General features: G+C 61.1%; 11 protein-coding genes. 6 read left to right on the top strand and 5 right to left on the bottom strand.

Going from position 1 to position 17,272, the window contains the following annotated elements; genetic code table 11:
• Positions 1-115: 115 nt before the first annotated feature.
• The gene (locus JFX23_RS03355) at positions 116-1,774 is read right to left on the bottom strand and encodes an SPFH domain-containing protein (RefSeq protein WP_332874668.1); all 1,659 of its coding nucleotides are present in this window, start codon (positions 1,772-1,774) and stop codon (positions 116-118) included.
• 268 nt (positions 1,775-2,042) lie between these two features.
• Here JFX23_RS03355 and JFX23_RS03350 point away from each other — a divergent pair, with 268 nt between their 5' ends.
• The 3 genes from JFX23_RS03350 to JFX23_RS09490 all read left to right on the top strand — a co-directional run bounded on the left by JFX23_RS03350 (position 2,043) and on the right by JFX23_RS09490 (position 5,314).
• On the top strand, positions 2,043-3,167 hold the full coding sequence (locus JFX23_RS03350; RefSeq protein WP_198775727.1) for a TFIIB-type zinc ribbon-containing protein: 1,125 nt from the start codon (positions 2,043-2,045) through the stop codon (positions 3,165-3,167).
• Between the two features lie 13 nt (positions 3,168-3,180).
• On the top strand, positions 3,181-4,035 hold the full coding sequence (locus tag JFX23_RS03345; RefSeq protein WP_198775726.1) for a TPM domain-containing protein: 855 nt from the start codon (positions 3,181-3,183) through the stop codon (positions 4,033-4,035).
• A gap of 97 nt (positions 4,036-4,132) precedes the next feature.
• Positions 4,133-5,314: a DUF4428 domain-containing protein gene (locus JFX23_RS09490; protein WP_198775725.1), complete on the top strand. Its 1,182-nt coding sequence runs from the start codon at positions 4,133-4,135 to the stop codon at positions 5,312-5,314.
• A gap of 208 nt (positions 5,315-5,522) precedes the next feature.
• Here the strand turns inward: JFX23_RS09490 and JFX23_RS03335 are convergent, their stop codons facing one another.
• The 4 genes from JFX23_RS03335 to JFX23_RS03320 form a co-directional block, all read right to left on the bottom strand.
• A complete protein-coding gene (locus JFX23_RS03335; protein ID WP_198775724.1) occupies positions 5,523-7,226 on the bottom strand; it encodes a sensor histidine kinase in 1,704 nt (567 codons plus the stop codon).
• Positions 7,220-8,809 carry a hypothetical protein gene (locus tag JFX23_RS03330; protein ID WP_198775723.1) on the bottom strand — a complete coding sequence of 530 codons (1,590 nt, stop codon included), beginning with the start codon at positions 8,807-8,809 and terminating at the stop codon, positions 7,220-7,222. Before JFX23_RS03330 ends, JFX23_RS03335 begins: the two co-directional genes overlap by 7 nt.
• Entirely contained in the window at positions 8,806-9,597 is a 792-nt protein-coding gene (locus JFX23_RS03325; protein WP_198775722.1) for a response regulator transcription factor, read from the bottom strand. Before JFX23_RS03325 ends, JFX23_RS03330 begins: the two co-directional genes overlap by 4 nt.
• 106 nt (positions 9,598-9,703) lie before the next feature.
• Complete coding sequence (locus JFX23_RS03320; RefSeq protein WP_198775721.1) at positions 9,704-12,175, bottom strand: ATP-dependent Clp protease ATP-binding subunit; 2,472 nt, start codon at positions 12,173-12,175, stop codon at positions 9,704-9,706.
• A gap of 276 nt (positions 12,176-12,451) precedes the next feature.
• Between JFX23_RS03320 and JFX23_RS03315 the strand changes: the two genes are divergently transcribed.
• From JFX23_RS03315 to JFX23_RS03305, 3 genes are all read left to right on the top strand, one after another.
• Positions 12,452-13,240, top strand: coding sequence for a DUF4037 domain-containing protein (locus tag JFX23_RS03315; protein WP_198775720.1), 789 nt, complete (start codon positions 12,452-12,454; stop codon positions 13,238-13,240).
• 657 nt (positions 13,241-13,897) lie between these two features.
• The gene (locus tag JFX23_RS03310; protein WP_198775719.1) at positions 13,898-14,836 is read left to right on the top strand and encodes a PASTA domain-containing protein; all 939 of its coding nucleotides are present in this window, start codon (positions 13,898-13,900) and stop codon (positions 14,834-14,836) included.
• The gene (locus tag JFX23_RS03305) at positions 14,833-17,271 is read left to right on the top strand and encodes a GDSL-type esterase/lipase family protein (protein WP_198775718.1); all 2,439 of its coding nucleotides are present in this window, start codon (positions 14,833-14,835) and stop codon (positions 17,269-17,271) included. The genes JFX23_RS03310 and JFX23_RS03305 overlap by 4 nt, the downstream gene beginning before the upstream one ends.
• Position 17,272 lies beyond the last annotated feature (1 nt).

Raw genomic sequence — 17,272 nt, 5'->3', positions numbered from 1 at the left:
GGGGGGGGGTGTGGTGTTTGGGGGACGGGGGCGTGACAACCCCCCCCCACACAAGGAGCGGCGCGCCCCGGAATCGGGGCGCGCCGCCATCGAAGGTCTCTGAGCTAAAGGCCTTTTACTGCTGGCTCTCTGGAGCTCCGTTCGTGGGAGGCGTGTTCTCCGGCGGAACCTGAGTGTTCACTTGGGGCTGCTCAGGAACTGCTTGCCCTTGCTGAGGCTGCCCTTGGGTCGGCATCTGCTGTTGCGCCTGTCCCCACCCCTGCGGCTGGCCCTGGGGTGGCACCTGCTGCTGCGGCTGGCCCCATCCCTGCTGGGGCTGGCCCTGCGCAGGCATTTGCTGTTGCGCCTGGCCCCACGCCTGCTGGGGCTGACCCCACCCCTGCTGAGGCTGGCCCTGCGCAGGCATCTGCTGTTGGGGCTGGCCCCATCCCTGCTGAGGCTGGCCCTGCGCAGGCATCTGCTGTTGGGGCTGGCCCCATCCTTGCTGAGGCTGAGCTTGGGGAGCCTGCCCCTGAGGACCCTGACCCCATCCCTGCTGAGCCTGCTGCGCCTGGCCCCAACCCTGAGGCTGCCCCCAAGCCTGCTGGGGCTGACCCCAGCCCTGGGGAGGCATCTGCTGTTGGGGCTGGCCCCACCCCTGCTGAGGCTGGCCCCACCCCTGGGGCGGCATCTGCTGTTGTTGCTGCCACTGCTGCTGCATCTGCGCCTGATTCGACTGCGATGCGGCTCCCATGAAGTTGCCGGATGCGGACATTCCCATGCCCATACCCATGAAGGCCATGCCCGCGCCGGCCTCGTTCGAGCCTGCAGCCTCCATACCGCGAGCAACCGCACCTTGGACGTAGCCTTCACGAACCGAAGGATCGGAGAGCATCGCGCCCTGGTTCCGCATGTCGATGAGCTTGCGGGATTCGTCATCGTAGGAGATCGAGGCGATACCGACGGACTGGATCTCCATGCCGCGTCCGCGCAGCCAATCCTCGTCGAGAGTGTCACGCATGTACTTCGACAACTCGCGCATCTTCGAGGCGACCTGGGAGATGCGGATGCCGTCAACGCTCATCTGGTTGATCGAGGTTTGAAGGGCCTCAAGGAACTCCGACATGTACTGTTCTTTGACTTCGTCGAAGTGCACGCGCACGGCATCACGGGGGATGACCTGCTGGTAGAAGAGGATCGGATCGGTGATCCTGATGGAGAAAGTGCCGTGGCAGCGCAAGAAGAGCTCGGCGTTGTAGAAGGTGTCGAAGTAGTTGAGGGCGCTCGGGGTTCCGAACTTGATGCCCTTGATCTCCTGGAGGTTGACGTAGAAGATCTGCTGCTTCTGGGGGCTGGTCCCACCGAACTTGAAGCGTTCCCAGGTGTCGAGGAGGCTCCCCTTGAGATCACCGGTGAAGATCGTCGGCTGACCCGTGTTATCAAGGGTGTAGACGCCGGGCACGGCGGTGAAGTCCGTGATTCGTCCGCCGTCGGTAACCATCATAGCTTGAGCATCGTAGACGTGGATGCGCGAGCCTTGAGTGACGAGGTCGTCTGTGCCCTTGCGGTTCTTGTTCCGTTCGTCTCCGGCGCGCAGTTTCACGCCTTTGGTAAAGACAATGCCCTCACCCATGTCATTGGCTTCGAATGCATCCTGCCACTGGTCACCAAGCGAGCTCCCGATGGCACCGCCGGCTGCCTGGGCGACCCCGGAGCCCGTAATCATCTGAATCAGTCCCACAAAGAACCCCTCCATCTGCTGGTCGAAGGCGTGGCGAGCACCGACAGTGCTCACATCGTGTCCACCATCATCCCAAAGGACACGGCGATACAGAACACCCAAAAGGGTGATTCCCCCACCCTCGTTCCACCCCCGAGGGTCTGCTCTTTTCTTGTAGCTCCCCCTTAGGGTGGCAGTGGTAATCCAGCGCCACCCTTGGAGGCGCAGTTTCTTCAGGCGTCAAATGCGCCCTCGGATGAGAAGGGGACGGATCGTGAGCGAGATCCAGTACAAGTGCCCATCATGCTCGGCTCCCATCGAATACAGCCCCACCAAAGCCAAAATGGCTTGCGAATATTGCGGCTCCACCTTCGAGGTCGCTGAGGTCGAGCAGTTCAATGCCCAGTTGCTCTCCCCCGCGCCAGGAGCTGGCCCCTCCCCTGTGCCAGGAGTTAGCGTGCCCGGTGCCGCTGCGGGCACCCCCGACGCTTCAGGGCCTGCGACACCTTTGCCGGGCAGCGCACAAGCGGGCGAGCAGTGGAAGTCCTCTTCGCCGACTTACATCGACGAGTCGGAGATCGCCTCCATGACGACCTTCGTCTGCAACTCCTGCGGCGCTGAGATCGTCGCAGATCCGACAACGATCTCGACGCGCTGCGGTTTTTGCAATAACACCTTCGTCGCTTCCAGTCGCATCCGCGAAACACGGATCCCCGACTTCATCATCCCCTTCGCCCTCGACAAGAAGGGAATGCTCGCTGCTTTTGAAAGGGCGACTACGGGCAAATTTCTCCTTCCCAAGGAGTTTCGCGACACCCATACCCTTTCTGAGGCGACAGGCGCATACATCCCCTACTGGTATCACGATGGCACGGCCTCGGGGACGATCACCTACAGGGCGACGAATACGCGCTCCTGGTCCGATTCCGAATACGACTACACAGAGACCGATGTATACGAGGTGACACGTTCCGCCTCCGCCACATTCCGCGGCATTCCCGTGTGCGCAACGACGAAGCTCGAACCCACGCGCGCCGAGGGCGCTGAACCCTTCAACCTTGTAGATTCCAAGAGCTTCGCCACCCCTTACCTCTCCGGCTACGCTGCCTCTTCTTATGACATCGACGCGAAGGCGACGATTGATCGTGCTGATGATCGCGCGAAGAAGACACTGTCGGAGCTCATACGAGGGACGGTCACCGGTTATTCCTCCGTCCAGCAAAAGTCTGAGCAACTCTTCGTTCAACGTGATGCCGTCTGGTATGCGCTGCTGCCGGTCTGGCTCATCGTGATCGGCTATGAGGGCAAGCAGTATCCTTTCGCGATCAATGGGCAAACCGGCGAGGTCGTTGGTTCCTTCCCCATTTCTCAAAAGAAGCTGCGCGCCTTGCACATCGGTTTCTTCACGCCGTTCCTCGCCTTGTTCGCGGTGATCGGCTGGTACCTCATGTATCTGCTCGCGAACTGAAAGGAGGAGGACAATGCACCGCACCACTCAACACCCGTACTCTCAGACCATGCTCACGCGCGGCCTCCGCCTCGGAGCCTTTTTCGCCCTCGTCCTTATGGCAGCGATCATGCTGGCGCCGATGGCGACGGCGTCAACCCGTCATGTCGTTGACGATGTCAACTACATCTCCCCAGACCTCGAGCAGAACCTCGAAACTGAAATCTCCCGGATCTCCTCACGCTACGGGCAAGACATTGTCCTCCTTTACGCGAACCTTGAGTCCGGTAAGTCGCCGATGGAAATGGCTGACGATTACTTCGATTACAACGGTTACGGCTTGGGGACTGATCGCTCCGGGGTTCTCCTCCTCGTCTCTCCTTCTACACGCGACTGGTGGGTTTCGACGCGAGGTGATTCCATTCAGACTTTCACCGATCAAGGCATTGAAGCACTCGGCACGGTCCTTAAGCGCGATCTTTCCGAGGACGATTGGGAGGGCGCGGCGAAGAGCTTCGTCGAGCAAACGGAACGCTACATGAAGGCCGCTGAAGAGGGGCATCCGATCACTTCCCCTCCGAAGACTCTGAAGGATTGGCTTTTGCACTCGGCGGGGGCACTGGTCGTCGGTGTCGGCGGAGGTGTTCTGGCGAGCCGGGCAGTAGTCAAAGCGCTCTTCGTGTCGAAGATGACGAACGAGGGGCTTGAGCCCACGGCTCATTCCTACGTCTCGGATAGGGGTTTCGCCGTCACCGGCGGAGACGACGTTTTCATTACGACGAACGTTTCACGGACCAAACGCCCCGAACCTTCGTCTTCCGGGGGTTCTTCTTCTACTCACACCTCGTCGAGTGGTGCCACTCATGGAGGCGGGGGCGGCAAGTTCTGAGCCCGGAATCAGGCTCGCCCCTCGCGTCTGCGAGGCGAAGCGCGCTGGGGGCGGCGCATCATTCAATAGGAAAAAACGATGAGCCAAGGAGGCAGGCATGGGACTGTTCAGCACAAAGACGTGCGAACTGTGCGGTGATAAGGCTGGAATGCTCACCAAACTCAAACTCTCCGAAGGGTACTTGTGCGGTTCGTGCAAGAAGAAAGTCTCGGGGTTCTCCTCGGGATGGTCCTCGAAGACAGTGGAGGACGTGAAAACTCACCTCGGAGCCCGCGAAGCGAATAAGGCGGTCTTCGCCACCTTCTCCCCCGATAGGGTCGTCGGCGTCGATTCTCTCCTACAGGTTGACACGCGCCAGGGCCTTTTCGTTTTCGGTTTCGGACGAGACTGGTCGGAGGGAAATCCCACGGTCTTCCCCGTGTATTCGCTCGTGTCTGTTCGTATTGTGCCAGCCTTCGATGTCTTCTCCGATGATGCCGACGAGGACGGGATCCCTGACCGCTTCGACTCGACTCCAGGCACTGAAACTGTGAGCGGGGTTGGTGTTGGAGTGGGCGTGGCTTCTGGTACGGGTGTCACCATGGGGAGTGCGGTTTTCGATGCAACAGCCTTGCAGAACCTCGTCGCTTCGACGGGTATGGCGGGCGTGGTCGAGATCGGCTCTTCAGCGCATGATGAGAACGGCTTCCCCCGCGAGGTCCGTTCTTTCGAGTTGGCTTTTACTCTTTCTGATCCTTTCGTTCACGAGGTTCGCTGGCACTCGAGCAGTGTTGAGGGTCGAATGCCTGCGGCGATTGAGACCTTCAACAGGTGCGTTGAAGTCGTCACTCTCGTTCAGCAGCTCAAGGGCATGCCCATGATGGGTCAGATGCCGGGGGTCATGCCCGCTCAGATGCCCGGTGCTTATCCGGTCCAAGGCGGCTATCCCGCTCAGCCCGGATTCCCCGCTCAAGGAGGCTACGCGGCACAGCCCGCCTTCCCGGCACAGCCTGGTTACCCTGCCCAGCCCGGTTATCCTCAGGGTGCGCCCGGCCAAGGGTTCCCAGCTCCGCAACCCGGCGCCTATCCCGCTCAGGGTGCGTATCCCGCTCAAGGAGGCTACCCCGCGCAGCCTGGTGCGTATCCCGCTCAAGGCGGATACCCTGCTCAGCCCGGATACCCTCAAGGCGCGCCTGCACAGGGGCAATACCCGCAGGGTTCACCTGATCAAACGGGGTTCCCGATGAACGGACAGCCGGGCCAGTTCCCGCAGCAGACACCCCCGAACCAGCAATTCTGAGGCTCATTCAGCTCTCCTTCAGCAGGCCCCACCTGGCGGCTTCCCGCCGGGTGGGGCCTGCTCCGCTTACCGCTCCTCCATACCTGCCCCCGCTTCAGACCCCTCCCCTCTCTTGTGGTCCCGGCGAGCCGGTTTTTCCGCATGAGACCCCAGGCGAGCTACTCCCCCTGCTGTTGTCCTCTTTGCTCTTAAGGCTGTGCAGGCGCAACTAGAGAAGGGGGCGGGGGATGCAGACGCGCACAACAAAGGACGTGTCGGCGTGAACCCTCATCCATCCGCCGAAAGCTTCAACGCGTGTGCGCATCCCCGCCAGCCCGGTTTTCTCAACAACATCAACCGCATCCGTAATGGGATTAGCGATCGTCATCGTCCACGCGGACTGCGACTGGGAAAAACGCACGGTGATGTGCTCTGCCTCGGCGTGGAGGACGGCATTGACCACTGCCTGGGAAAGAACTGACATAAGGACGGAGGCGACGTCCTCGTCCTCAGGGAAGGGCCCAGATACTTCGCACCGGGTTCCCATGAGTGCACAGCCCGACACGATCATCCCGAGTCGCGCAGCCGTCGGCGTTGAGGTGTCGGCACGCAAATCCTCACCAAGACTCGTGAGCATCTGGGACAAGGCGCGGGTGCGTTGAACCTCCCCCACTCCTTCGGCGAGGAAGTGGCGGACGAAAGTGAGGCGCTGTGCGAGGACATCATGAAGACGCAGACGCGTCCCCACAATGTCCTGTTGAGCGACGAGGGCGCCCGCTTCCTCGATTGACTCCCTGAGTCCTCGAGTCGCCTCCTCCAATACGGCATTCTCATCGACGAGTTGACGAGCGAGAGCGTAGTCCTCGCTGAGGTCCTCCCCCCAGAGTTGAAGGCGCATCGACTCCGGAGCGTCGTCGTTTTCCTTGTAGCGCAGCTGCCAGACGGATTCACCCATTCGGATGAAGAGGTGATGGGGTGTTCCTTCGAGGCTGCGATGCATGATCGCGTTGAGTTCGTCCTCCTCGGCGCGCACGCAGAGGGCCTGCCAGATCTGATTCAGTGGCTGAGCTGCATTGAGCCCCAAGGCGTTGAGGAGATGGTGCATGGGAGCGTTCGTCATTGTCACAGGGCCCTTCACTCCGCCCAGTGCGAGAAGGCCCGGGAACTCCTCGAAGGCGCGTTTGAAGGTGAGTGGGCCCGGCGCTTTCAAGGAGATGATGGAAGAAGCGAAAAGGAGGATCGACAAGGCTGCGAGGACTCCGCTTCCCCCTAAGATGAGTGTCCTCACCAGCGTCTCTTGGCCGGGCATGGGTGTTCCGCTTGCCAGGTCTTCGCCCCACCCGATTGTTGCGAAAGCTCCCAGGAAAAGGAGCGCGTCCACTCCGGTTTTTTCGCCGGTTCCTCGGGGGTTGCCCACCAAAGCGGCAGGGGTGAGAATGCGTCTGAGTTGCGCAGGCTCGTCTTTCGTTTCACGCCCTGCGCGTCCACGCGCCCGCCGACTCATCTCCCACGGTCCAAGGCCCCTGCCGCGCTTTTCCTTCACACCGGTTTCCGCGCACCCATGAGGCGGCACAAATTCCCTGCCACACGCCTTCTTCGCGCCTGCGCCGACACTTCCGCGCGCCCGCCGCTTCCTCGCCAAGACCACAACTCCAAGATCGAGGAGGAGGGGAATGACGGCACTCAGTCCGAGCAGGCGCATGTACTGTGCACCCGCATCACCACTGCCCCTGATAACAGCGCCGTGCCCCCAGGCGATTGTGAGCGTGAGGGAGCAGTCGACGAGGAGGAGGACCAGCGGAGTTACGAGGGCGAGCCCCTTCTCCCTTAAGCCAGTGGCAAGGACGCTGAACATTGACATGAGGGCGCATGCCAGTGTGACGAGTTCGAGGAGTATCCACCAGCTGTGCCCAATTGCGTTGAGGCTCAGCATCCGTCCTCCTGGGCGAGGCGCGCCGCACCGATATTCGGTTCGTCGTCTTCGCCGACTCGTAATCGGATGCGGACCCTGTCGTCCTCGATGGTGATCGCAGCCGAGGGGAATGCTCCTGTAATGTCCTCCAGGCATTCGAGGGGCATGGGCCCTTCGGTTTCGAGCATGACGAGGAAGTCAAGGCCGCCCTCGTCGATGCCCACTCGGATGAGGATCTCCGCCCCGTCCCTTTCGGCGCAGCACCACAAGACCCGATGTGCGAAGTCCATTCCCGCGAGCGCGACTTCGCTGCGCACCCATCCGATGTCCCAGCGACCGAGGGGGACGAGGGCGCACAGGTGGGTGTCGGCGGATAGGTTCTCGCACATTCGTGTCAGGGCTTTTTCCACGTCCGGCAGTCGGCTCCCGTGGCGTGTGTCCTCAGCCTGAACAGTTCCGAGCAGCAGGGGTCCAACGTATTTGATGTAGGCGAGATCGACGCTGATCATCCGCAAGATACGGGCTCTTCTTGTGGCCGTGGCCTGTGGGAGTTCCTCGCCGAGTACGCGGACCCTGTCGATCATGGGGGCAGCGATTGCGTCGAAGGCGTTGAGGATACTCGTCCTGCGGGCGAGTTCTTTGCGCACTTCGGGGTTTGCGTGTTGGCGGGCGAGGGCGTCGTGCGAGCGGATGAGTCGCGTGCGTGTGCGGTCGAGTCTGGCTTGTAGTTGGGCGATCTCGCAGCGGTCGATGTACCACAAGAGTGTGCCGGAGGGGATTTCGTGTTCACAGGCGCGCATGTGTGCCAGGTTCTTCAGCCTCGTGCTGCGGTGTCTTCGGGTTTTGTCACCTTGAGTGGAGGCGAGGACCCGCCTGTTTTTGTCGAGGATCTGGGCGGGAAGGCAGGAGTGGGTGAAGGCTGTGCGGTAGTTGCGCGCGGTGGGGATCTTTCCGCTGCGGATGCTCGCTTCAGCGGCGGCGAGGACGAGGACGAGGGCGAAGAGCGTCATTTCACAAGAGGCGCATGTCGAAGCCGCCCAGGAGACGAAAGGGTCTTGAGTAACAGAGCCCAAAGCGACAGCGCCCTGAGTGACGACTCTCAAAGAGACAACGCCCAGGGCGAGGGCTGTCAAAGCGGGGGTGAGGGAGCCGAAGTGGAGAAGTGATCCGACCCCAGTAGCGCCCCTCTCCCATCGTGGCCGCTTCAGCGGGTTCGTCTCCTGAACGGCAAAAACGAGGGCAAGCATGACGATCAGGGTCATCAGGATCGGCACATAGCTGGCAAGACGCAGGGCAAGTTCAAGCTGTGCACTCGCGTCGAGCCTGAGCATGTCGAGGATCGTCCAGTCGAGGAGCACAATCCCTTGTGTGATGAGGAGGGATCGTGGGCGAGGGGCGGTGATCCTCCAGTAGGCGCTCATTGTCCACGCGACGATGATGAGTGCGAGGAGAGTATGAGCGAGGAGAAGAGTGCGCGCCCAGGTGCACGGATCGTCCGCCGTCGTGTTCTCAGCGAATGCCCCGGGAGTGAACATCACCAGGATTGGGATCGCGAAGCTGAGAGTGATGACGAGGGCGAGCATGCCCCAGTGGCGCGTGTTCACGGTGCCGTGCCCTCGCCTTGGGCCTCGTCCTCGCATCTGACCCCGCCCAAGCATCTGCCCTCATCTGCGCTTCTGGCCCCGCCCGTGTATCCGGCCCCATCCGCATATCTGGCTCCGCCCTCGTATTTGGCGGCGCCCTCGTCTGTAGTGTCTGCACCATCGACGACGATGAATCCTGAGGAGATGGCGTAGAGGGCGAGGCGGGTGATGGAGCGGAATCCGGTTTTTGTCAGGATGGAGGAAATATTCGACTTGATGGTGTTTTCGGATAGTCCGAATTTTTCGGCAATCTCAGCGCGTGTGCGTCCAGCGCAGGTTTCTCGCAGGACCGCAATCTCACGGTCGGAGAGTTCGTTGTAGCCGAGGAAGGGCGTTGTTGAACGCGCCGGATAGGTGGAGTAGCCCTCCGCTGTTGACAGGAGCACCGCTGTCAGTTCCGTGGAGGACACGTCTTTGTAGATGAAGGATGCGGCTCCGGCGGCGCGCGCCTGCTCGGGGAAGGAGAAGTCAGGCATCGCGGTCATGAGGACGACTCGGGTGGCGGGCACGGCGGTGGTGACTTCCCTGCAGGCCGCGAGGCCCGAGGCTCCGCCGTCGGTGCACACATCCATGAGAAGGAGGTCTGGGCGCAGTCGCAGGCAGGCTTCAACCGCGTCGAGAGCGGAGGTGAGGCCTCCGACGACGCGCAAGGATTCGTGTGCGTTGATCGTTCGGACGAGTGAGTCGAGGAGGAGCATCTGGTCCTCGACGATGAGGACGCTTCGCGCCTGTGAGGGTTCGGGGTCCATCGCCGCCCTCTCGGATGTTCGTGGTCGTGGATGTGGTGCAGTGCGGCCCGTTGTGAGCGCTGAGGGGGTGCTTCGGTGAAGAAAGCACCCCCTCAGCGGATGCGCATCATTGCTGAGCGCTGAAAGTGAACTTCCGTTCCTTGCCTTCGCCTTCGACGCCGACAAGGACGAGCTGGCCGGGTTGGATCTCGCCGAAGAGGATCCTCTCGGAGAGGGCGTCTTCGATCTCTCTTTGGATCGCGCGACGCAGGGGACGCGCACCCAGGACCGGGTCGAAGCCCAGATCGGCGAGGAGTTCGCGTGCTGCGTCACTGAGCTGCAGGCGCATGTCCTGCGCCTCCATGCGCTTGGCGAGCCTCGCGATCATGAGGTCGACGATCTGCTTGATCTCGTCCTTGCCCAGCGGCGGGAAGACGATCGTGTCGTCCACTCGGTTGAGGAACTCGGGGCGGAAGTGCTGTTTGAGTTCCTCGTTGACCTTCGACTTCATCCGCGCGTAGTCGTGCGTCAGATTGTCCGCCGACTGGAAGCCCGTGAGAACTCCCTTGTTGATGTCGCGCGTGCCGAGGTTCGTCGTCATGATGATGACGGTGTTCTTGAAGTCGACCTTTCGGCCCTGCGAGTCGGTGAGGCGTCCCTCTTCGAGGATCTGGAGGAGGGAGTTGAAGATATCCGGGTGGGCCTTTTCGACCTCGTCGAAGAGGACGACCGAGAAGGGCTTGCGGCGGACCTTTTCGGTGAGTTGGCCGCCCTCGTCGTAGCCCACGTAGCCGGGAGGAGCGCCGAAGAGGCGTGAGGCGGTGTGCTTTTCTGAGAACTCGGACATGTCGAGCTGGATGAGGGCGTCCTCGTCGCCGAAGAGGAACTCTGCGAGAGCCTTCGCGAGTTCCGTCTTTCCGACGCCGGTCGGGCCCGCGAAGATGAAGGAGCCGCCGGGACGATTCGGGTCTTTCAGGCCGCTTCTGGTGCGGCGGATCGACTGGGAGAGGGCTTTGACGGCCTCGTCTTGACCGATGACGCGCTTGTGCAGCTCAGCTTCCATGTTGAGAAGCTTCGTCGTTTCGGTCTGGGTGAGTTTGAAGACGGGGATACCCGTCGACATGGCGAGAACCTCGGCGATTTCCTCTTCGCCGACTTCAGCGATCTCATCGGACTCGGTCCCCTTCCACGCCGCTTCCTTCGCTTTGCGGGTCTCTCCGAGTTTCGTTTCCTCGTCGCGCAGGGCCGCTGCTTTCTCAAAGTCCTGATCGTCGATCGCGGATTCCTTGTTGCGACGCACTTCGGCGATCTTCTCGTCGAGTTCGCGCAACTCCGGCGGGGCGGTCATTCGGCGGATGCGCAGGCGGGCGCCCGCTTCGTCGACGAGGTCGATGGCCTTGTCCGGCAGGAAACGGTCGGAGATGTAGCGGTCGGCGAGTTCGGCGGCCGCAGTGATCGCCTGATCGGTGATGATGACCCTGTGGTGGGCTTCGTAGCGGTCGCGCAGTCCCTTGAGGATTTCGACGGTTTCCTCGACGGAGGGTTCGTCCACTTTGACCGGTTGGAAACGACGCTCGAGGGCGGCGTCCTTTTCGATGTACTTGCGGTATTCGTCATTCGTTGTCGCGCCGATGGTCTGGAGTTCACCTCTGGCAAGCATGGGTTTGAGCATTTGGGCGGCGTCGATTGAACCTTCTGCTGCACCCGCACCGACGAGGGTGTGGATCTCGTCGATGAAGAGGATGATGTCTCCGCGCGTGCGGATCTCTTTGAGGACCTTCTTCAGGCGTTCTTCGAAGTCGCCACGGTAGCGCGAGCCCGCCACGAGGGAGCCCATGTCGAGGCTGTAGATCTGCCTGTCTTTGATCGTCTCGGGAACATCCCCGTTCACGATCGCCTGGGCGAGGCCCTCGACGACAGCGGTCTTGCCGACACCGGGCTCGCCGATAAGGACAGGATTGTTCTTCGTGCGGCGCGAAAGGACTTGCATGACGCGTTCCATTTCGGTTCGGCGCCCGATCACGGGATCGAGTTTGTTTTCGCGTGCAGCCTGGGTGAGATTACGACCGAATTGTTCGAGGATCGCCGAGTTTTGACGTTCGGGTCCGCCTGTGCCGCCAACTCCGGCGCCGACGGATTCTCTGCCTTCACCTTCGCCGCGCTGGTAGCCCGAGAGGAGCTGGATGACGGTCTCACGGACTTGGGTCAGGTCGGCACCGAGTTTGGTCAGAACTTGGGCGGCAACGCCCTCGCCCTCTTTGAGCAGGCCGAGGAGGAGGTGCTCAGTCCCGATGTAGTTGTGGCCGAGTTGGAGGGCTTCACGCAAGGAAAGTTCGAAGACGCGCTTCGCCCGTGGAGTGAAGGGGATGTGGCCCTCGACTGCTTTCTCGCCCTCACCGATAATCTCGATGACGCAGGTGCGGACCGCGTCGCCTTTGATCTCCGTCATTTCGAGGGCTTTCGCGGCGACTCCTTCTCCCTCGGTGATGAGGCCGAGGAGGAGGTGCTCGGTCCCGATGTAGTTGTGTTTGAGGCCGCGCGCCTCATCTTGGGCGAGGACGACGACCCGCCTGGCGCGGTCGGTGAACCGTTCGAACATGTCACTTCCTTACTTGGGGCCCGCGTGCGAGCGCACACCGGATCCAATGAACCTCCTCCACCCTATGGGCTTGTGCTTGAGCTGCGCGCGTAAGTTCGCCCAGGGCGTGAGGGGTCTGGTTCTGCTTGGAGTGCCAGGACACGCGAAGGCGCTTCTCGCCCCGGCTGCGAAGACGGTCGTGCCGTGCTCGCTTTCCTCTGATGCCGCCCAAGCACATCGCATCCGGGCGCCGCATCGGTCATGACCGATGCGGCGGATTGTGCCTACAGTGTGCGCATGGACTTCACAGATGCCGACACGGCTCTCGCCGACGCGCTCATGCGCGTACCTGGGATCCGTGCGGTTGCCATCGGAGGCTCGCGGGCGTCCGGAATGGCGGATGCCGCGTCGGATACCGATATGTATGCGTTTTTTGAAGGCGCTCCCCCTCAGCGTGAGGAACGTGCCCGTCTCCTCGCCGATATCGCTGATTCGGGCTTCATCGCGTCCTCAGACGCATTCGGCCCCGAGGATCACCTATCGATCGGTCATCGCGACGTCGAAGTCGTCTACCTCGATCTATCCGAGCTTCGTCATCAGATCGACATCGCCTCGACGACGGGCTTGATGAGCGATGGGTTCACAACGTGCTTCCTCTATACGGTCGCAACATGCGTCACGGTTGACGATGACGGGAGCCTCCGCGATCTCAAAGAGCGGGTCTCGACCTATCCCGCCGCCACTCGCCGCCGTATTCTCATAGAATCGCCCGAACTCCTGGAAACGTTCCTTTCACAGATGACCATGGCTTATCAGCGAGGGGACTACGAGATGGTCGCGCACCGGCGCGCCTCCATTCAAGCGACCTATTTCAACATGCTCTTCGCTCTCAATCACAGGTATCACCCCGGAGAGAAACGCCTCCTCGAGCATACGAGCCGACTAGAAGCACTCCCCAGGGATTTCACGAGGCGCTGGAGAGAACTGCAGCTCGCGAGCGTTGACGCCCCCGAGATCACCACGCGGACCGCGGGGCTCGTTGACGAACTTCTCGCCCTTGTCGACACGATGGAAGACAAGGTTTAGCCCCTCACGCGTCGACGAGCACTGTGAAGGGCGTCCCCAAGCGGATACTCCCTCTGAGTCATAACAGCGACTTCTTCCCACTTATCACCGCCTCTATCAAACCCGGGGCGCAACAATCCGTCGTTAGGCAAGATTCCCCTCGATACGCCAAACCTGCTGGTCTTGACATGCACGTCGTTGTGCCAACCGTGGAACGCTTCGACGAATCGTCTCGGCCTCGAGGGTAAGTGCTCAAGCTGTGCTCCGTCGCTTCGTCGAAGGCGTGATGGTGGGCGCGATCGTCACGAGAAAGTGCTCCCGCACGACCGTCGAATATCTCCCGTGGACGATGCCAACTTCGCCCTTTCCGAAAGACGGTCCTGTAATCTGATCGTGCCCTTCGACACATTGTTCACAGGACTCACAATGTCGCATCCCGGTACCAGCACCGACGTCCCTGAGCCGTCGTCACAATCTCTGTCTGCACACCGAGCGGAGAGCACCGCCGAACCGCTCCAGATAGACACGAGCCATACGATCAGAGCCTCGCGGATTGCAAACCCTGATCCCGCAGGCAACAACACACCGAACGCTCCAGAGACGACACTGGGAAAAGCGCAACGCGCATCTGGGATGCCAAGCGTCCCCAGGGGGCGCCTACTCGCGGCCTCGGGAATATTGGTTCTCCTGCTGGGAGTCTTCGGCGCCGGAGGCGTCGCCGGATGGTTAGTGCACGACCGTATCCAGGCCGACCGAGCCCAGTCGATGCCGCCCGTAATTGAGATTCCCATGATCTCGGACAGCATCTCCAAAGTCGTACCCGACGTAAGAGGTCTGAGCCTCAATGAGGCTACCCAGGCCCTAGCCGACCTCAACATCACACCGGATACCATCACCACTGAAGAGGTTCCCTGGGCAGGAACTCCCGGCTTGGTCGTCGCACAGGATCCCGTTGTCGGTTCGGCCTTCGACGGTTCGCTGCACCTCAGCATCTCTGCTGCAGCAACAGTGCCTGATCTGCTCGGCAAGACGCAGTCCGATGCGATGGATTCCCTCCTAGCTCTCGGCGTCCAGCCCCAGATTGAACGGAGGTTCGACCCATCAGCGAAGACGGGAACAGTCATCGCGCTGTCTCAAGAGCCCGGCGCTCCGCTGGCCGATGACCTTACCATCACCGTCGCAGACGTCGGCTCCTCGATCCTCCTAAGCACCTTGAAGAATGCGAATTCATCCGGGGACTGTTCCAACACGAAAGGCAGTGTCAACGGCACGTCCTACGACAACGCCCTTGCCTGTGCTTCGGGTCGCAACAGCGAAGAACGCGTCACAGCTTGGATCCTCGGAAGCCACGGCAGTCGATTCACCGCTGTCCTCGGCGTGCTCGACACCGATCCCGCAGATTCCCGCGTTTCGGTCCGGGTGCTCGCCGACGGCGTCGAAGTACAAAAGGCTGAAGCCACCTACGGTGCGCCCACGACAATCGATGTCGATGTCAGCTCGACCCTCCGGCTCGAGGTCGCAGTGGCTTCCCCGACGAACACGCGTGCCGTACTCTCTAATGCCCTGATCAAAGGCACAACCGACCAGATCGATCTCCTGGAAGCGTCGAACCGATGAGACAGCGACGGTTATGGCGCAGCCTCATCACTTCGACATTCGTCACCTTCTGCCTGACTGCTACGATCCTGCCGACCCTGGCGGCCCCTCAATCGGGAAACACTCCGAGTGAGGCGACAACCTTTGAGGATGCGCCACTGGCGATCCTCTTCGACGTGTCTGGATCCATGAACGAGACCGACAGCAATGGAGTGAATAAACTCAGCGCTGCAAAGACGAGCATGACCACGATGCTGCGCGAGCAGAGTGGCACTCGAACCAGACTCGGACTGTGGACCTATCCCGGGACCCTGACCGATAACCAGGGCTGTCAACCCGGCACCTGGATTCCCGGACTCAGCCCCACCCAAACCCCTGACCCGACAGATCTGGACGCGACGATTCGCACATTGAGCGCAAACGGAGGGACACCGACCGGACCCGCCCTTTCCGCGCTCATCGACAGCCTCAAGAGGGAGGGCTTCACCGCTGCGACGATCATCTTGGTCTCTGACGGAGAATCGAACTGTGGCGTTCCCCCGTGCGAGGTTGCACAACAGGCTGGTGCCGAAGGATTCAAGCTCCACGTTCCCACTGTTGGTTTCGACATCTCCGAACAGGGGCGCGGGGAGCTTGAATGCATTGCGAATGCCACGGGTTCGACCTACCACGACGCGGAGGATGCCGAGAAACTCATCACGGAACTCGAGAAGTACCAGCCGAAGGACCTCAGATTAGAGGTAAACGCCCCAGCGATGATCCTGCCCGGCGCGAATGCGCAGATCATTGCCACAATCCATAACCCCTCCCCTGCTTCGGTCGTGGGCGCAAAAGCAATCCTTGCGCTGGACCGGGGCGGCTCGCAACGCAGCTTCACCACCGTCTTAGCTCCTCAACGCCCCCTTGCCGCTATCCCCGCAGGTGGATCGGTGACGGTGAAATGGATCGCCACATCGGCCACCAATGCCCGGGGTGCAGCATCGTGGAAAATCGCGGTCGGCTCGCCCGAAGCGGGAACCGCACTGGCCACAGGCACGATCAACTTCGCCGAAAACGATTTGACTATGAATGATGTCGGCCCCCTGCTGAAGAATCTCCACGGACCGGTCGTCGTTCTCGGAGATTCCTACTCCTCCGGTGAAGGCACCGGCTCGTACATCACGAACAACAAGTGTCACCGTTCCACTTTGGCCTATGGGGCGGTCCTGGGAGGGCAGACCACTGACATTATTGCCTGTTCAGGAGCCACCAGCGCTGACGTACGATACAGGAACCAGAACGACACCGAACTTCCCCAGGTACAGGCTCTGAGTGCGCTGACCACGCCGCCGGGCATCGTTTTCATGACAATCGGTGGCAACGACATCGGCTTCGCAGACATTGTGTTGAGCTGCCTCGTCAATGACTGCGCGTCAAACGTGGGAGCCCAAAGGCGCAAGCTTTCGGAGATCACTCTGATGTCAGAGAGTCTGGAGGATACTCTTCGGCAGGTTGTGGAAGCCGCGAACACTCCCGAGTGGGTCGCCAAGCGAGGCGCTGTGGCGCCCCTTATCGTGTCGCCTTATCCGGACTTGCTATGGCAAACGGGTAGAGGCACATGCGCTTCGAATGCCCCTGTATCGAACTATGGTTTCTCGACAGAAGAAATGACGTACGGCCGCAGCGTCCTGATGACTCTCAACCGCCAGCTCGAGACAGCGGTCGACAATCTCGCCTCTGCTGGCTATCCCATCGTCTACGCCGATTCGGTACTCGACTTCCCCCAGCCGAGCCACACCATCTGCGACTCGGATTCATACTTCGTCCAGCTTGACATCGGCAACGTACTGAACCAGGCGTGGAAACTTCAGCTGAGGGAACTGGCTCACCCCAATGCCCGCGGTCATAGGGCTTGGGCCAACGAACTCATCTCATGGTCGCAGACGGACCGAGCCTCAAATGTTTCCAGCACCATGCCGGATCGTCCCTCCCGGATTAGTCTCAGGGGCATCATCAGGCTTTTCGAGAATTTGATCTCCAGGTCGGTCTCCGTCAAAGGCGAACTGCAACCACCGACAGGGGACGGCTCGGCTCAACCAGGAGCAACCCATCAACGCATCGACGTCCGCAATGCCGACACCATTCAACTCGATCTCAGAGGTGCACGCCCTGGCAGTGTCATCACCATCGTCGTCCACTCCGCCCCGACCGCACTGGGCACGATCCCGGTCGACGAAGACGGGGTTGCCCACGGCCAAGTGACGATACCCCACGACCTGCCTGCAGGCTCACACACGCTCGTGGTTTCGGGCCTGAATGACAATTTCGAACAAGTACTATTCGAAACTCCGCTGAAAGTTAGCACTTCGCTGAGCCTTCCACTCATAGCGGGAGTAGCGTCACTACTTTTCTCGACGATCGGGATCGCACTCGCATTACTCGGACGTTCGCAACTGCGCAAGGCTCACGCCACATGAC

Origin of the sequence: Schaalia cardiffensis (genome assembly GCF_016405145.1) — a bacterium.
Taxonomy (GTDB): Bacteria; Actinomycetota; Actinomycetes; order Actinomycetales; family Actinomycetaceae; genus Pauljensenia; species Pauljensenia cardiffensis.
This window is presented reverse-complemented; position numbering and strand designations above follow the sequence as displayed.